The sequence below is a fragment of the Nonomuraea sp. B19D2 genome, from assembly GCF_040137845.1.
Taxonomy (GTDB): domain Bacteria; phylum Actinomycetota; class Actinomycetes; order Streptosporangiales; family Streptosporangiaceae; genus Nonomuraea.
Map to the genome: position 1 here is coordinate 186,574 of NZ_JBEFAK010000017.1, position 15,849 is coordinate 202,422.

Consider the following 15,849-nt stretch of genomic DNA (forward strand, 5'->3'; position numbering starts at 1 on the left):
GCAACAGCGTGAACCGAGAGGAGCCGGTCCGTCAAGACGGGAACCACTGTCCGACCAAGGGGGAAACTTCATCACAACGTATGGTTTCGGCCAGTGATTCCCCCAGGGCCTTGACGAACCCCCAGCAACCGGTCAATCCTGTTCCCCATTGAGCACTAGTTTGCGCAATGCGCAACGATCTGAGGTGTGCCGGATGACCGACCTCTACATCGATGGCAAGTGGACGAGGCCGATCGCCGGCGGGCGGCGGCACATCCACTCGCCGGCCGACGGCAGCCTGGTGGCCACGGTCGCGGAGGCCACAGCGGCCGACACCGCGACCGCGATCGAGGCCGCCAGGCACGCCTTCGACGCGGGCCCCTGGCCGCAGACCCCGGCCCGCGAGCGCGGCGCGCTCCTCTACAGGGTAGCTGACCTGCTGGAACGCGACCGCGACGAGTTCGCCAGGGCCGAGTCGGGCGACACCGGCAAGCGGCTCGTGGAGAGCGAGTACGACGTCGACGACTCCATCGCCAGCCTGCGCTACTTCGCCGGGGTGGCCGGCACCGACGCGGGGCGGGTGATCGACACCGGCCGCGACGACGCGATCAGCCGCATCGTCCACGAGCCCGTCGGCGTCTGCGGCCTGATCACGCCGTGGAACTACCCGCTGCTGCAGGCGACGTGGAAGGTCGCCCCCGCACTCGCCGCCGGCAACACCTTCGTGCTCAAGCCCAGCGAGCTCACACCCAGCACCTCGATCCTGTTGATGCGCGCTCTGGAGGAGGCGGGCCTGCCCGCGGGCGTGGCCAACCTGGTGCTCGGCCCGGGCCCCGAGGCGGGTGCGCCACTCGCCGAGCACCCCGCCGTGGACCTGGTGTCGTTCACCGGCGGCGTGGCCACGGGACGGCGGATCATGGCGAGCGCCGCGTCCACCGTCAAGCGCGTGGCGCTCGAGCTGGGCGGCAAGAACCCCAACATCGTCTTCGCCGACGCCGACGTCGAGACCGCGGTCGACTTCGCCCTCACCGCGGTGTTCCTGCACTCGGGCCAGGTCTGCTCGGCCGGCGCCCGCCTCCTCGTCGAGGACTCGCTGCACGACGTCTTCGTCGACGAGGTGGTACGGCGGGCGGAGCGGATCCGCTTGGGCGGCCCCTTCGACCCGGACGCGCACACCGGCCCGCTGATCTCCGCGGCGCACCTGGCCAAGGTCGCGGAGTACGTGGCGGCGGGCCTGGCCGAGGGCGCCGTCCTGCGCTGTGGCGGCCACCGCGTGGCGGGCGACGGCTTCTTCTACCGCCCCACCGTGCTCGACGAGTGCAAGCAGGGCATGCGCGTGGTGCGAGAGGAGTCCTTCGGCCCGGTGCTCACCGTCGAGCGCTTCACCACCGAGGACGAGGCCGTGCGCCTCGCCAACGACACCGAGTACGGCCTGGCCGGCGCGGTCTGGACCCAGGACGCCGGCAAGGCGCAACGGGTGGCGGGCCGGCTGCGGCACGGCACGGTGTGGATCAACGACTACCACCCCTACGTGCCGCAGGCCGAGTGGGGTGGCTTCAAGCAGTCAGGCATCGGCCGTGAGCTCGGGCCCACCGGCCTGGACGAGTACCGCGAGATCAAGCATGTCTGGCAGAACATCCGCCCACGCCCCCAGCGGTGGTTCCCAGCGAACTAACGCCCTGACGAACAAGAGGTGGTCATGACCGCACCGTCACTGACCGAACGCACTCCGCTCGGCACCGAGACACCCCCCATCCTCGAGGTGAAGGGGCTCTGGAAGGTGTTCGGGCCCAAGGCTGACCGCGTCGTCGGCAGCACGCTCAGTCGCATGGAGCTGAAAGAGCAGACCGGATGCGTCGCCGCCGTCCGCGACGTGTCCTTCTCGGTACGGCGGGGCGAGGTGTTCGTGGTCATGGGCCTGTCCGGCTCGGGCAAGTCCACCCTGGTCCGCTGCCTCACCAGGCTGATCGAGCCGACGGCCGGCGAGATCCTGCTCGACGGCGACGACGTCCGCAAGGCCGACGAGAAGCGGCTGCGGGAGCTGCGCAGGCACCGCATGGCCATGGTCTTCCAGCACTTCGGCCTGCTGCCACACCGGTGCGTGCTGGACAACGTCGCCTTCGGGCTGGAGATCCGCGGCGTGCCCAAGCAGGACCGCTATGTCAGGGCGCGCGAGGTCGTCGGGCTGGTGGGCCTGACCGGCTTCGAGAACTGCTATCCCGACCAGCTCTCCGGGGGCATGCAGCAGCGCGTCGGCCTGGCCCGCGCGCTGGCCGCCGACCCGGAGGTGCTGATGTTCGACGAGCCGTTCTCCGCGCTCGACCCGCTGATCAGGCGCGAGATGCAGAACGAGGTCATCCGCCTGCACCACGAGGTCGGCAAGACCATGATCTTCATCACGCACGACCTGAGCGAGGCGCTCAAGCTGGGCGACCGCATCCTCATCATGCGCGACGGAGAGCTGGTCCAGATGGGCACGCCCGACGAGGTCGTGGGCGCGCCGGCCGACGACTATGTGAAGGACTTCGTCAGCGACGTACCGCGTTCCCACGTGCTGACGCTGCGCTGGATCATGCGCGACCCGCAGCCGGACGAGCCCCTGGACGGGCCCGAGCTGGGCCCCGACGTGGTCATCCGGGACGCGGTGCACAGCGTGATGTCGGCCGACCGGCCGGTCCGCGTGACTGAGAACGGCGCCCTGCTGGGCGTGGTCACCAGTGCGGAGATCCTGGAGGTCATCGCGGGAGGGCAGTCCTGATGGCGCCCGTGACGGGCCAGGCGACAAGCGCTGTGACGGCGGTGACCACGCGGCTGCGCGGCCGCAAGTACCTGCTGCTGGCGGTGCTCGCGCTCTGGGTACTGGGGTGGGCGCTGCTGAACGGGCGCGACACGCTGCAGCTCGGCGGCGCCGAGCTGACGCCGCTGCACAGCACGCTCAACGAGGCCATGGACGCCATCGACGACGGCAGGAACAGCAATCCGTTCTTCCTCTACTTCGTCAACTACATCCGGCTCTTCCTGGACCAGGCCGTGACGCTCGTCCAGGCGCTGATCAGCCAGCCGTCCTTCGGGCGCCCGGTCCCCGTGCTGGGCTGGCTGGGCGTGACGGGCCTGGCGACCGCGATCGCCCTGCTGTACGGCAACAGGAAGTCGGCGCTGCTCACGGCGGCGGGCCTGATCTCCTTCGGGCTGCTCGGGCTGTGGGAGGAGAGCATGGACACGCTCGCCCTCACGCTCACCGCGGTGGCGTTGTCGCTGGCCGTCGGCATCCCGCTCGGGGTGTGGGCGGGGATGAGCAACCGCTTCCACCGGCTGGTCACCCCGGTGCTGGACTTCATGCAGACGATGCCGACGTTCGTCTACCTGGCGCCGCTCACGCTCTTCTTCCTCATCGGCCCGGCCAGCGCGACGGTCGCCACGATGATCTACGCGGTCCCGCCTGCCATCCGCATCACCGCCCACGGCATCCGCCAGGTCTCGCCCGACACCCTCGAAGCGGGGGCCTCGCTGGGCGCCACCACCGCCCAGTCGCTACGGCTCGTACGGCTGCCGATGGCCAAGCAGACGATCATCGTCGGGGTGAACCAGACGATCATGGCCGCCCTGTCCATGGCCACCATCGCGGCGCTCATCGACGCGCCGGGCCTGGGCAAGACAGTGCTGAAGGCGCTGCAGACCCTGGACGTGGGCACCGCGTTCAACGCGGGCCTGGCCATCGTCATCATGGCGGTGGTGCTCGACCGGGTGACCTCGGCGGCCAGCCGCCGGGTGGAGGCCGAGCGCAGGGCGGGCCGGCTGCTCACTCCCGGAGCTCGGCGGTTGCAGGTGACGGGCGTGCTCGGCGTCGCCGCGGTGCTGGGCTATCTGTCGTACACCTACGTCTGGGCGGCGGAGTTCCCGGTGCAGGCCAACGTCGGCCCCTATGTGCGCCGCGCCGCCGACGGGGCGAGCGCCTGGGCGCAGGACAGCCTGGTCGGCTTCACCGACGCGGTCAAGAACCTGCTCACCAACGGGCTGCTCAACCCGTTCGAGTCGCTGCTGACCGGCTCTCCGTGGTGGCTGGTCTTCGCCGTGATCGTGGCCGTGGCCCTGCTGGTGGGCAGCGCGCGGGCGGCCCTGGCGACCGCGGTCGGCCTGGCGGCGCTGGTCCTGCTCGGGCTCTGGCAGGACAGCATGGTCACGCTGGCCTCGACCCTGGTCGCGACGATCCTGGTCATGATTCTCGGCGTGGTGCTGGGGGTGTGGATGGGCCGCAACGACCGGGCCGACACCGTGCTGCGCCCCGTGCTCGACGCCGGCCAGACCATGCCAGCCTTCGTCTACCTGGTGCCGATCCTGGGCCTGTTCGGCCCGACGCGGTTCACCGCGATCATCGCGGCCGTGGTCTTCGCGGCGCCCGTCGCGATCAAGCTGGTGGCCGAGGGCATCAGACGGGTCTCCCCCACCACGGTCGAGGCCGCCACCTCGGCGGGGGCGAGCACCTGGCAGCTCATCTCCAAGGTCCAGCTGCCGATGGCCCGCAGCGGCGTGACACTGGCGGCGAGCCAGGGACTCATCTACGTGCTCTCGATGGTCGTCGTAGGCGGCCTCGTGGGAGCGGGGGCGCTCGGCTACGACGTCGTGGCCGGATTCTCGCAGCACCAGCTCAGAGGAAAGGGGCTGGCCGCCGGGCTCGCGATCGTCGTGCTCGGCATCGTGCTCGACCGCATCATGCGCGCCGCCACAGAGCGCGCAGACGCGGCCGCTCACAGGGGGCAACCGCACAAGTAACCGACACGGGCCCGCGCCGGCCCGGGGAACCATCAGGAGGACCACATGATGAATTCAAGAAGCGGGAGGATCCGGGCACTTGTCCTGGTAACCGGCATGGGCCTCCTTCTCAACGCCTGCGCGGGAGCCAAGGTCGGCGAGACCCCGGCTGCCGCCGGCGGCGGCGGCAGCGCGAAGGCGTGCGGGACCCTCAACCTCGCGATCAACCCGTGGGTGGGCTACGAGGCCAACGCGGCGGTGATCGCCCACGTGGCCGAGAAGAACCTGGGCTGCAAGGTCGTGAAGAAGGACCTCAAGGAAGAGGTGGCCTGGCAGGGCTTCGGCACCGGCGAGGTCGACGCGATCGTGGAGAACTGGGGCCACGCCGACCTGAAGAAGAAGTACATCGAGGACCAGAAGGTCGCCGTCGACGCGGGGCCGACCGGGAACAAGGGCACCATCGGCTGGTACGTGCCGCCGTGGATGGCCGAGAAGTACCCGGACATTACCGACTGGAAGAACCTCAACAAGTACGCCGACCTGTTCAAGACCTCCGAGTCGGGCGGCAAGGGTCAACTGCTCGACGGTGATCCGTCGTACGTCACCAACGACGAGGCCCTGGTCAAGAACCTCAAGCTGAACTACAAAGTCGTCACCGGCGGCAGCGAGGCGGCTCTGATCACCTCGTTCCGGCAGGCCGAGGCACAGAAGAAGCCGCTGCTCGCCTACTTCTACGACCCGCAGTGGTTCTGGGCGGAGATGAAACTGGTCCGCGTCAACCTGCCCGCGTACACCGAGGGCTGCGACGCCGATCCGGCCAAGGTGGCCTGCGACTACCCGCCGTACGTGCTCGACAAGATCGTGAGCAAGAAGTTCGCCGACTCCGGCAGTCCCGCCTTCCAGCTGGTCAAGAACTTCACCTGGACCAACGACGACCAGAACCTCGTGGCGAAGTACATCTCCGAGGACAAGATGACCGCCGACGAGGCGGCCGCCAAGTGGGTGGCCGGCAACCCGGACAAGGTCAAGGCCTGGCTGCCCAAGAGCTGACCTACGTGTGCGAACCCGGCACGATCGCACCCCGCGATCGGGCCGGGTTCGCGCGCGTTCAGCGAGCCGGCCAGAGCGTACGGAATTAGACAGAACGCCTCTTGACACCCGCAACCCCGCAAGCGACGCTTGTTGCGGAAAGCGCGTTGGGTTGCATATTTCGCAACAACGGAGGTGGCTATGACGGGCCCGAGAGTCGTCATCATCGGGGCCGGCGTGGTCGGCGCGGCACTCGCCGACGAGCTGTCGGCCCGCGGCTGGACCGACGTCACAGTGGTCGACCAGGGAGACGTCCCCGAGACGGGCGGCTCCTCCTCGCACGCTCCTGGCCTGGTCTTCCAGACGAACGGCTCGAAGACCATGACCCAGATGGCCCGTTACACCGTGGAGAAGTTCGTCGAGCTGGACAGTTTCCACCAGGTGGGCGGGCTCGAGGTGGCCACCACGCCGGAGCGCCTCGCCGAGCTGCGCCGCCGCCACGGCTGGGCGGTGTCGTGGGGTCTGGAGGCGCACCTGCTCTCCCCCGCCGAGTGCGTGGCCAAGCACTCGCTCCTGGACCCCGGCAGGGTGCTCGGCGGCCTGTTCATCCCCACCGACGGGCTGGCCAAGGCGGTCAAGGCGGTGAACGCGCAGCTCGTCAGGGCGATGGAGCGCGGAGTGCGGGTCCTGGCCAGGCACGAGGTGCTGGACATCAGAACCGAGGACGACCGGGTCGCCGCGGTGGTCACCGACCAGGGCGAGATCCCCGCCGACCTGGTGGTCTGCTGCGCCGGGATCTGGGGGCCGCGGGTGGCCAGGATGGTCGGGATGGAGCTGCCGCTCACGCCGGTGGCCCACCAGCTGGCCTGGACCGGGCAGATCCCCGACCTGGCCGGGCAGACCGAGGAGGCGACCAGGCCCATCCTGCGCCACCAGGACGCCGATCTGTACTACCGGGAACGGTACGACACGCTGGGCATCGGCTACTACGGTCATCGGCCGATGCCGATCAGCCCCGACGAGATCCTCTCGATCGACGCCGCCGAGGTCATGCCGTCGGTGCTGACCTTCACGCCCGACGACTTCGCCGACGCCTGGACCGAGACCCAGAGCCTGCTGCCCGCCACGCAGTCGGCCAAGGTGGAGGAGGGCATCAACGGGCTGTTCTCGTTCACGACCGACCACATGCCGCTGATGGGCGAGTCGCGGGACGTGAAGGGCTTCTGGGTGGCGGAGGCCGTCTGGGTCACCCACTCCGCAGGGGTCGGCATGGCCATGGCCGAGTGGCTGGTCGACGGCCACTGCTCCTCCTTCGACCTGCACGAATGCGACGTCAACCGGTTCGAGCCGCACCAGCTCGCGCCTGACTACGTGCTGGAGCGCGGCTGCCAGAACTACGTCGAGGTCTACGACATCATCCACCCGCTGCAGCCCATGGAGCACCCGCGCCCGCTGCGGACCAGCCCGTTCCACGCCCGCCAGCAGGAGCTCGGCGCGATCTTCCTGGAGGCCTCCGGCTGGGAGCGGCCGCAGTGGTACGGCGCCAACGCCCCGCTGCTGCAGGGCCGTGACATCCCCGAGCCCGGCGACTGGGCCGCGCAGTACTGGTCGCCCATCGTGGGCGCGGAAGCGCAGGCCACCCGGGAATCCGTCGCGATGTACGACATGACCGCGCTCAAGCGCCTTGAGGTCAGCGGCCCGGGCGCCGTGGGCTTCCTGCAGTCCCTCGTGACAGGCGACGTGGACAAGTCCGTCGGCTCCGTGACGTACTGCCTGCTCCTCGACACCGACGGCGGCATCCGCAGCGACATCACCGTCGCGCGGCTGGGGCCCGAGCTGTTCCAGCTCGGCGCCAACGGCAACCTCGACCTCGACTGGCTGGACCGGCGGCGGCCGCGTGACGTGCACGTCCGCGACATCACCGCGGGCACCTGCTGCGTGGGCGTGTGGGGGCCGCGTGCCCGCGACCTGGTCCAGCCGCTGACCGGCATCGACCTGACCGCGCTGCGCTACTTCCGCGGCGCCCGCGGCTACATCCGCAACGTGCCGGTCACCATGCTGCGCCTGTCGTACGTCGGCGAGCTCGGCTGGGAGATCTACACCACCGCCGATCTGGGACTCAAGCTCTGGGACACGCTGTGGGAGGCCGGGCAGGAGCACGGCGTACTCGCTGGCGGCCGCGGCGCCTTCACCAGCCTGCGCCTGGAGAAGGGCTACCGGTCCTTCGGCACGGACATGACCTTCGAGCACGATCCGTACGAGGCCGGGCTCGGCTTCGCCGTCAAGCTGGACAAGGGAGACTTCGTCGGCCGCGAGGCGCTGCTGGAGCGCAAGGAGTCGGTGCGCCGCCGGCTCACGTGCCTGCTCACCGACGAGCTCGTCATGGGCAAGGAGCCCGTCTACGACGGCGACGGCGCCGTCGGCTACGTCACCAGCGCCGCCTACGGATACACGATCGGCAGCGGCATCGCCTACGCCTGGCTGCCCGCCTCCCTGGCGGCCCCCGGCCAGGAGGTGACCATCGGCTACTTCGACCGGAGAGTACGCGCCGTCGTCGCCGAGGAACCGCTCTTCGACCCCACGATGCAGCGGCTGCGCGGTTAGGAAAGGACGTCACATGATCGACACTCCGCTGGACGTGGTCGACCCGGAGATCCACGCGGCCATCGACGGCGAGCTGGACCGCCAGCGCTCGACGCTGGAGATGATCGCCTCCGAGAACTTCGCGCCCGTCGCCGTCATGGCGGCGCAGGGCTCGGTGCTCACCAACAAGTACGCCGAGGGCTACCCGGGCCGGCGCTACTACGGCGGCTGTGAGCACGTGGACGTGATCGAGCAGATCGCCATCGACCGGGTGAAGTCGCTCTTCGGCGCCGAAGCGGCCAACGTGCAGCCGCACTCCGGCGCCCAGGCCAACGCCGCGGCCATGGCCGCCCTGCTCGAACCCGGCGACACCATCCTCGGCCTCGCCCTGGCCCACGGCGGCCACCTCACGCACGGCATGCGGATCAACTTCTCCGGCCGCCTGTACAACGTGGTCGCCTACCACGTGCGCGAGAGCGACCACCTGGTGGACATGGAGGAGGTCGAGCGGCTGGCCCGCGAGCACCGGCCCAAGCTGATCATCGCCGGCTGGTCGGCCTATCCCCGCCACCTGGACTTCGCGGCCTTCAGAAGGATCGCCGACGAGGTGGGCGCCTACCTCATGGTCGACATGGCGCACTTCGCCGGCCTGGTGGCCGCGGGCCTGCACCCCTCCCCCGTGCCGCACGCCCACGTCGTCACCACGACCACGCACAAGACCCTCGGCGGGCCGCGCGGCGGGGTGATCCTCTCCACGGACGACCTCATCAAGAAGATCAACTCGTCGGTCTTCCCCGGCCAGCAGGGCGGGCCGCTGGAGCACGTCATCGCGGCGAAGGCGGTCGCGTTCAAGATCGCCGCGGCGGACGGGTTCCGCGACCGCCAGCGGCGCACGCTGGAGGGCGCGAGGATCCTCGCCGACCGGCTGCTCGCGTCCGACGCCGCCGAGGCCGGCGTGCAGGTGCTGACCGGCGGCACCGACGTGCACCTCGTCCTGGTCGACCTGCGCGAGTCGGAGCTGGACGGCAAACAGGCCGAGGACCGGCTGCACACCGCCGGGATCACGGTGAACAGGAACGCGGTGCCGTTCGACCCGCGCCCGCCGATGGTCACCTCCGGCCTGCGGATCGGCACCCCCGCGCTGGCCACGCGCGGGTTCGGCCCCGGCGACTTCAGCGAGGTGGCCGACATCATCGTGCACGCGCTCTTGCCCGAGGCGGACGTGTCCTTCCTGCGCGGCAGGGTCGAGGCCCTGGCCGGCAAGCACCCGCTCTACGGAGGCGTCCGATGAGCCCTCGCACCCCGGGCGCCGACCTGCCCGAGCACCCCGACCGGCTGTGGAGCGCGGCCGAGCCCAAGGCGTCCTACGATGTGGTGATCGTCGGAGGCGGCGGGCACGGCCTGGCCACCGCCTACTACCTGGCCAGGAACCACGGCATCACCAATGTCGCCGTGCTGGAGCGGGGCTGGCTCGCGGGCGGCAACATGGCCCGCAACACCACCATCATCCGCTCCAACTACCTGTGGGACGAGAGCGCCGGCATCTACGAGCACGCGTTGAAGCTGTGGGAGGGGCTGGAGGAGGAGCTCGACTACCCGCTGCTGTTCAGCCAGCGCGGCGTGCTCAACCTCGCGCACAGCCTCCAGGACGTCCGCGACAGCGTGCGACGGGTCGAGGCCAACCGGCTCAACGGCGTGGACGCGGAGTGGCTGGACCCCCAGCAGGTCAAGGAGGTCTGCCCGATCGTCAACGTCTCCCCCGACGTCCGCTACCCGGTGCTGGGCGCCACCTTCCAGCCCAGGGCCGGGATCGCCAAACACGACCACGTCGCGTGGGGGCTGGCCAGGGCGGCCGCGGCGCTCGGCGTCGAGTTCGTCGAACACTGCGAGGTCACCGGGCTGCGGGTGAGCGAGGGCCGGGTGACCGGCGTGGAGACCACCCGCGGCACGATCGCGGCCGGCCGGGTGGCGCTGTGCGCCGCCGGCCACACCTCGGTCGTGGCCGCCACGGCGGGGATCGACCTGCCCCTGCAGAGCCACCCCCTCCAGGCACTGGTCTCGGAGCTGCTGGAGCCCGTGCACCCCACGGTCGTCATGTCCAACGCCGTGCACGTGTACGTCAGCCAGGCGCACAAGGGCGAGCTCGTCATGGGGGCAGGCATCGACGCGGCCAACTCCTACCGCCAGCGCGGCGCCTTCCACATCATCGAAAGTCAGATGGCCGCGGCTCTGGAGCTGTTCCCCGTCTTCGCCCGGGCGCACGTGCTGCGCACCTGGGGCGGTGTGGTGGACGTCTCCCCGGACGCGTCACCGATCATGGGCCTCACCCCGGTCGAGGGCCTCTACCTCAACTGCGGCTGGGGCACCGGCGGCTTCAAGGCGACACCGGGCGTGGGCTGGTGCTTCGCCCACACCGTGGCCAACGACGAGCCGCACCCGCTCAATGCTCCCTTCTCCCTTGACCGTTTCGTCACCGGGGCGCTCGTCGATGAGCACGGCGCCGCCGCGGTCGCGCACTGAGGAAACGCCACGATGCTGCTGATCCCCTGTCCCTGGTGCGGCCCTCGCGACGAGGCCGAGTTCCACTACGGCGGCCAGGCCCACGTCGCCTACCCGGAGGACCCGGGTGCGCTCTCCGACGAGGAGTGGGCCCGCTACCTGTTCTTCCGCGACAACCCCAAGGGGGCGTTCGCCGAGCGGTGGAGCCACTCCGCGGGCTGCCGCCGCTGGTTCAACGCCGTACGCGACACCGCCACGAACGAGATCCACTCCGTCTACCGGGTGGGCGAGCCCCGGCCGGTGACGCCGTGAGGCGCGAGACCGGCGGGCGGATCGACCGCACCCGCACGCTCCGCTTCCGCTTCGACGGCCGCGACTACACCGGGCACCCCGGCGACACGCTCGCCTCGGCGCTGCTGGCCAACGGCGTCCGCCAGGTCGCGACGAGCGTCAAGCTGGGCCGCCCGCGCGGCGTCTTCTCCGCGGGCAGCGAGGAGCCCAGCGCGCTGGTGCAGATCGAGGCGCCGTTCCCCGAGCCCATGCTGACCGCGACCACCGTCGAGCTGTACGACGGCCTGGTCGCGAGCGGGCTCCCCGGTCAGGGCCGCCTCGCCGCCGAACCGGACCCGGCCCGCTACGACGCCATCCACGCCCACTGCGACGTGCTGGTGGTGGGCGCGGGCCCCGCCGGGCTGGCCGCGGCCAGGGACGCCGCGCGCACCGGCGCCCGGGTGATCCTCGCCGACGAGCGGCCCGAGCCCGGCGGCGGCCTGCTCGGCACCGCCGAAGAGGTGGAGGGCCGGCCGGGCGCCGAGTGGGCGGCGGCGGTCGCGGCCGAGCTGGCGGGCCTGCCCGAGGTCACGGTGCTGCCGCGCACCACGGTCTTCGGCTACTACGACGACAACTACCTCGTCGCCGTCGAACGGCGCACCAACCACCTCGGCGGCGCGGCTCCGGCACACGTGGCCAGGGAGCGCATATGGCGCATCAGGGCGCGGCGGGTCGTGCTGGCGACCGGCGCGCACGAGCGGCCGATCGCCTTCGCGGGCAACGACCTGCCGGGGGTGATGCTGGCGGGTGCCGCGCGGACCTACGTCAACAGGTACGGCGTGCTCCCCGGCCGTCGCGCGGTGGTGTTCACGGCCGGCGACAGCGCCTACGCCGCCGCCTTCGACCTCGTCGGCGTGGGCGTGGAGGTAGCGGCCATCGTCGATGTGCGGCCCGAGCCCCCGTACCGGGCCGAAGCAGCCGCGCGAGGCATCGAGGTGCTGGCCGGACACGTGGTGACCACCGCGCTGGGCGACCCGGAGGTCTCCTCGGTCCTGGTGGGACGGCTGACCGGGACCGGAGCCGTTACGGGCGAGCGCGCCCTCGACGCCGACCTGCTGCTGGTCTCCGGCGGGTGGAACCCGGTCGTGCACCTGTTCAGCCAGTCCGGCGGAACCCTGCGCTACGACGAGGCGCTGGGCACACTCGTGCCCGGCACGTCGCGGCAGGCGGTCGAGGTCGTGGGGGCGGCCGCCGGAGACGTGACCGCGGGCGTGCCGTACTGGCTGGTGCCGGCTGAGGACTACGGGACGCATTTCGCCGACCTGCAGCGGGACGTGACCGTGGCCGACGTCCTGCGGGCGACCGGTGCGGGGCTGCGCTCCGTCGAGCATGTCAAGCGCTACACCACCGCGGGCACCGCCCACGACCAGGGCAAGACCTCCGGCCTGCTGACCACGGCCGTGGCGGCGCAGGCGCTGGGTGTCCCGGTGGGAGGGCTGGGCAGCACGACGTTCCGCGCGCCGTACACGCCGGTGAGCTTCGCGGCGCTGGCGGGTCGCGACCGCGGCGCGCTGCACGACCCGGTCCGGGTCACCGCGCTGCACGAGTGGCACGTCGCTCACGGCGCGCTGTTCGAGAACGTCGGGCAGTGGCAGCGGCCGTGGTACTACCCCCGCCCCGGCGAGGACATGGAGGCCGCGGTCCGGCGAGAATGCCGGGCGGCGCGGGAAGGCGTGGCGGCGATGGACGCCTCCACGCTCGGCAAGATCGACGTGATCGGACCCGACGCGGCGGCGTTCCTCGACCTGCTGTACACGAACATGATGAGCACGCTGGCCGTCGGCGCCATCAGATACGGCGTGATGTGCCGGGCCGACGGCATGGTCTTCGACGACGGCACCGTCATCAGGCTCGCCGAGGACCACTTCCTGGTCACCACCACCACGGGCAACGCGGCGGCCGTCCTCGACTGGATGGAGGAGTGGCTGCAAACCGAGTGGCCATGGCTGCGGGTGCACTGCACCTCGGTCACCGAGCAGTGGGCCACTGTGGCGCTGGTCGGTCCCGGGTCGCGTGAGGTGCTGGCCGGGCTCGCCCCCGGCCTGGCCGTCGGCGCGGCCGACTTCCCCTTCATGACGTGGCGAGAGACCGAGGTCGCGGGCATTCCGGCGCGGGTGTGCCGGATCAGCTTCTCCGGCGAGCTGGCCTACGAGATCAACGTGACCTCATGGGAGGGCCTGGCCCTGTGGGAGGCGATCATGGGCACCGAGGTCGTCACGCCGTACGGGACCGAGACCATGCACGTGCTGCGCGCCGAGAAGGGCTACCCGATCGTCGGGCAGGACACCGACGGCACGATCACGCCGCAGGACCTGGGCATGTCCTGGGTGGTCTCCAAGAAGAAGGCCGACTTCATCGGCAAGCGGTCGTTCGCCCGGGCGGACACGTCGCGTGTGGACCGCAAGCAGCTCGTCGGGCTGCTGCCGGAGGACCCTGAGCTGCTGCTGCCCGAGGGGACGCACCTGGTGGAGTTCTCCAGCCTGCCGGAGCCGCCCGTGCCGATGCTCGGGCACGTGACCTCGAGCTACCGCAGCGCCGCGCTGGGCCGTACGTTCGCACTGGCCCTGGTCAGCGGCGGGCGGGAACGCGTCGGCGCGCGCCTCTACGCCCCTGTCGGCGACGGGCTGGTGCCCGTCACCGTGACCTCTCACGTTCTGTACGACCCGGAAGGAGCGCGCCGCGATGGCTGAGCGCAGGAGTCCGGCAGCGGCCTTCGCCGACCGGTTCGCGACCGCGTCGAAGAGTGAGGCGCTGACACTGGCCGAGATCCCCTTTCTTCGCCAGGTCAACGTGCGCGTGGACCCGGAGAGCCCGGCCGCCGCGGACATCGGGGCGGCCCTCGGCGTCCCGCTGCCGGTCTCGCCGGGCACCACCGTGCGGTCGGGCGAGGTGACGGTGGCCTGGCTGGGGCCCGACGAGTGGCTGGTGATCGGCCCTGACGGGGAATACGCCGCCGAGCCGGTGCGCGCGGCCCTCGGCGACCGGCACGGGTCCGTGGTGGACGTCTCGGCGCAGCGCACCACCCTGCTGGTGGGCGGCCCGCGAGCCCGCGATCTGCTGGCCCACGGATGTGCGATCGACCTGCACCCTTCGGTGTTCGGCCCGGGCTCGTGCGCGCAGACCACGCTGGCGCGGGCCCAGGTCGTGCTGCTGCCCCAGCAGGAGGGGTTCCTGGTGCTCGTACGCTCGTCGTTCGCGGCCTACCTGGCCGAGTGGCTGCTGGACGCGGCGACGGAATACCTGACATGAGCATCGGTGTCTTCGACCTGTTCAAGATCGGCATCGGCCCGTCGAGCTCCCACACGGGAGGCCCGATGGCGGCCGCGCACAAGTTCGCCCGCGGCCTGCACGACGACGGCCTGCTCTCGCAGGTCGCGCAGGTCGAGGCCATCCTGTACGGCTCGCTCGGCCTGACCGGCAAGGGCCACGGCAGCGACAAGGCGGTCCTGCTCGGCCTCTCCGGCGAGAAGCCCGAGCTGGTGGACGTCGACTCCATCGACGCCCGGCTGGCCCGGATGCGCGAGTCCGGCACGGTCCAGCTGTACGGGACGCACGAGATCCCCTTCGTGGTCGGCCAGGACCTGATCTTCGAACGCAAGCTCTCCCTCCCTGAGCACCCGAACGGCATGCGCTTCACCGCGTACACGGCCGACGGCGAGCAACTGCGGGAGAAGGTCTACTTCTCGGTCGGCGGCGGCTTCGTCGTGGACGAGAAGGCCACCGGCGCCGACCGCATCAAGCCGGACGACACCGTCCTGCCCTACCCCTTCACCACCGGGGAGGAGCTGCTCAAGCACTGCTCCAACACCGGCCTGTCGATCTCCCGGCTGATGCTGGAGAACGAGAAGGCGTTCGGCCGCACCGAGCAGGAGATCCGCGCGGGGATCCTGGACCTGTGGCGGGTCATGTCCGAGTGCGTGCACCGCGGGATCTCACGGGAGGGCGTGCTGCCAGGCGGGCTGCGCGTCAAGCGGCGCGCGAACGGGCTGCACCGGCGCCTGCGGAGTGAGTCGCCGGAGAAGGACCCGCTGCACGCCATGGACTGGGTGACGCTCTTCGCGCTGGCGGTCAACGAGGAGAACGCCGCCGGCGGCCGCATCGTCACCGCCCCCACCAACGGCGCGGCCGGCATCATCCCGGCCGTCCTGACCTACTACACCCGTTTCATCCCCCGTGCCGACGACAACGGCGTGATCCGCTTCCTGCTCACGGCGGCCGCGGTCGGCGTGCTGATCAAGGAGAACGCCTCGATCTCCGGCGCGGAGGTGGGCTGCCAGGGAGAGGTCGGCTCGGCCTGCGCCATGGCCGCCGCCGGGCTCACCGAGGTCCTCGGGGGCACGCCCGAGCAGGTGGAGAACGCCGCCGAGATCGGCATCGAGCACAACCTGGGCCTGACCTGCGACCCGATCGGCGGCCTGGTCCAGATCCCGTGCATCGAGCGGAACGCGGTGGCCTCCAACAAGGCCATCACCGCGGCCAGGATCGCGCTGCGCGGCGACGGCCGCCACTTCGTCTCGCTCGACAAGGCGGTCAAGACGATGCGCGACACCGGCCGGGACATGCTGGACAAGTACAAGGAGACGTCACGCGGCGGCCTCGCCGTCAACGTGATCGAGTGCTAGAAGAGGCTCTGGCCGTGCGGCGCGGCGGCCGTGGTGCCGCCCCGCCGCCCCCCCCGCC

11 protein-coding genes are annotated in these 15,849 nt (G+C 70.9%); all 11 read left to right on the plus strand.

Annotation, left to right across the window (positions count from 1 at the left end):
• Positions 1 to 193: 193 nt before the first annotated feature.
• The 11 genes from ABN273_RS29750 (at position 194) to ABN273_RS29800 (ending at position 15,791) form a co-directional block, all read left to right on the plus strand.
• The gene (locus ABN273_RS29750; RefSeq protein ID WP_349452348.1) at positions 194 to 1,654 is read left to right on the plus strand and encodes an aldehyde dehydrogenase family protein; all 1,461 of its coding nucleotides are present in this window, start codon (positions 194 to 196) and stop codon (positions 1,652 to 1,654) included.
• Positions 1,655 to 1,678: 24 nt separating this feature from the next.
• Complete coding sequence (locus tag ABN273_RS29755; RefSeq protein ID WP_349452349.1) at positions 1,679 to 2,737, plus strand: quaternary amine ABC transporter ATP-binding protein; 1,059 nt, start codon at positions 1,679 to 1,681, stop codon at positions 2,735 to 2,737.
• Positions 2,737 to 4,749, plus strand: coding sequence for an ABC transporter permease (locus tag ABN273_RS29760; RefSeq protein WP_349452350.1), 2,013 nt, complete (start codon positions 2,737 to 2,739; stop codon positions 4,747 to 4,749). Before ABN273_RS29755 ends, ABN273_RS29760 begins: the two co-directional genes overlap by 1 nt.
• Before the next feature lie 45 nt (positions 4,750 to 4,794).
• Positions 4,795 to 5,778: an ABC transporter substrate-binding protein gene (locus ABN273_RS29765; protein ID WP_349452351.1), complete on the plus strand. Its 984-nt coding sequence runs from the start codon at positions 4,795 to 4,797 to the stop codon at positions 5,776 to 5,778.
• Between the two features lie 180 nt (positions 5,779 to 5,958).
• Complete coding sequence (locus ABN273_RS29770) at positions 5,959 to 8,361, plus strand: GcvT family protein (RefSeq protein WP_349452352.1); 2,403 nt, start codon at positions 5,959 to 5,961, stop codon at positions 8,359 to 8,361.
• A 13-nt stretch (positions 8,362 to 8,374) separates the two neighbouring features.
• Complete coding sequence (glyA, locus tag ABN273_RS29775) at positions 8,375 to 9,631, plus strand: serine hydroxymethyltransferase (protein WP_349452353.1); 1,257 nt, start codon at positions 8,375 to 8,377, stop codon at positions 9,629 to 9,631.
• Positions 9,628 to 10,860: a sarcosine oxidase subunit beta family protein gene (locus tag ABN273_RS29780; protein WP_349452354.1), complete on the plus strand. Its 1,233-nt coding sequence runs from the start codon at positions 9,628 to 9,630 to the stop codon at positions 10,858 to 10,860. The genes glyA and ABN273_RS29780 overlap by 4 nt, the downstream gene beginning before the upstream one ends.
• 12 nt (positions 10,861 to 10,872) lie before the next feature.
• Positions 10,873 to 11,151 carry a sarcosine oxidase subunit delta gene (locus ABN273_RS29785; protein ID WP_349452355.1) on the plus strand — a complete coding sequence of 93 codons (279 nt, stop codon included), beginning with the start codon at positions 10,873 to 10,875 and terminating at the stop codon, positions 11,149 to 11,151.
• Complete coding sequence (locus ABN273_RS29790) at positions 11,148 to 13,859, plus strand: 2Fe-2S iron-sulfur cluster-binding protein (protein ID WP_349452356.1); 2,712 nt, start codon at positions 11,148 to 11,150, stop codon at positions 13,857 to 13,859. The genes ABN273_RS29785 and ABN273_RS29790 overlap by 4 nt, the downstream gene beginning before the upstream one ends.
• Complete coding sequence (locus ABN273_RS29795) at positions 13,852 to 14,418, plus strand: sarcosine oxidase subunit gamma (protein ID WP_349452357.1); 567 nt, start codon at positions 13,852 to 13,854, stop codon at positions 14,416 to 14,418. Before ABN273_RS29790 ends, ABN273_RS29795 begins: the two co-directional genes overlap by 8 nt.
• Complete coding sequence (locus tag ABN273_RS29800; RefSeq protein WP_349452358.1) at positions 14,415 to 15,791, plus strand: L-serine ammonia-lyase; 1,377 nt, start codon at positions 14,415 to 14,417, stop codon at positions 15,789 to 15,791. The genes ABN273_RS29795 and ABN273_RS29800 overlap by 4 nt, the downstream gene beginning before the upstream one ends.
• The last annotated feature ends 58 nt before the right edge of the window (positions 15,792 to 15,849 follow it).

Bases quoted from the DNA above. Each gene is read 5' to 3' on its own strand.
- ABN273_RS29800 (WP_349452358.1), top strand. From the start codon at position 14,415: ATGAGCATCGGTGTCTTCGACCTGTTCAAGATCGGCATCGGCCCGTCG.
- ABN273_RS29770 (WP_349452352.1), top strand. From the start codon at position 5,959: ATGACGGGCCCGAGAGTCGTCATCATCGGGGCCGGCGTGGTCGGCGCG.
- glyA (WP_349452353.1), top strand. From the start codon at position 8,375: ATGATCGACACTCCGCTGGACGTGGTCGACCCGGAGATCCACGCGGCC.
- ABN273_RS29750 (WP_349452348.1), top strand. From the start codon at position 194: ATGACCGACCTCTACATCGATGGCAAGTGGACGAGGCCGATCGCCGGC.
- ABN273_RS29780 (WP_349452354.1), top strand. From the start codon at position 9,628: ATGAGCCCTCGCACCCCGGGCGCCGACCTGCCCGAGCACCCCGACCGG.
- ABN273_RS29760 (WP_349452350.1), top strand. From the start codon at position 2,737: ATGGCGCCCGTGACGGGCCAGGCGACAAGCGCTGTGACGGCGGTGACC.
- ABN273_RS29755 (WP_349452349.1), top strand. From the start codon at position 1,679: ATGACCGCACCGTCACTGACCGAACGCACTCCGCTCGGCACCGAGACA.
- ABN273_RS29765 (WP_349452351.1), top strand. From the start codon at position 4,795: ATGATGAATTCAAGAAGCGGGAGGATCCGGGCACTTGTCCTGGTAACC.
- ABN273_RS29795 (WP_349452357.1), top strand. From the start codon at position 13,852: ATGGCTGAGCGCAGGAGTCCGGCAGCGGCCTTCGCCGACCGGTTCGCG.
- ABN273_RS29785 (WP_349452355.1), top strand. From the start codon at position 10,873: ATGCTGCTGATCCCCTGTCCCTGGTGCGGCCCTCGCGACGAGGCCGAG.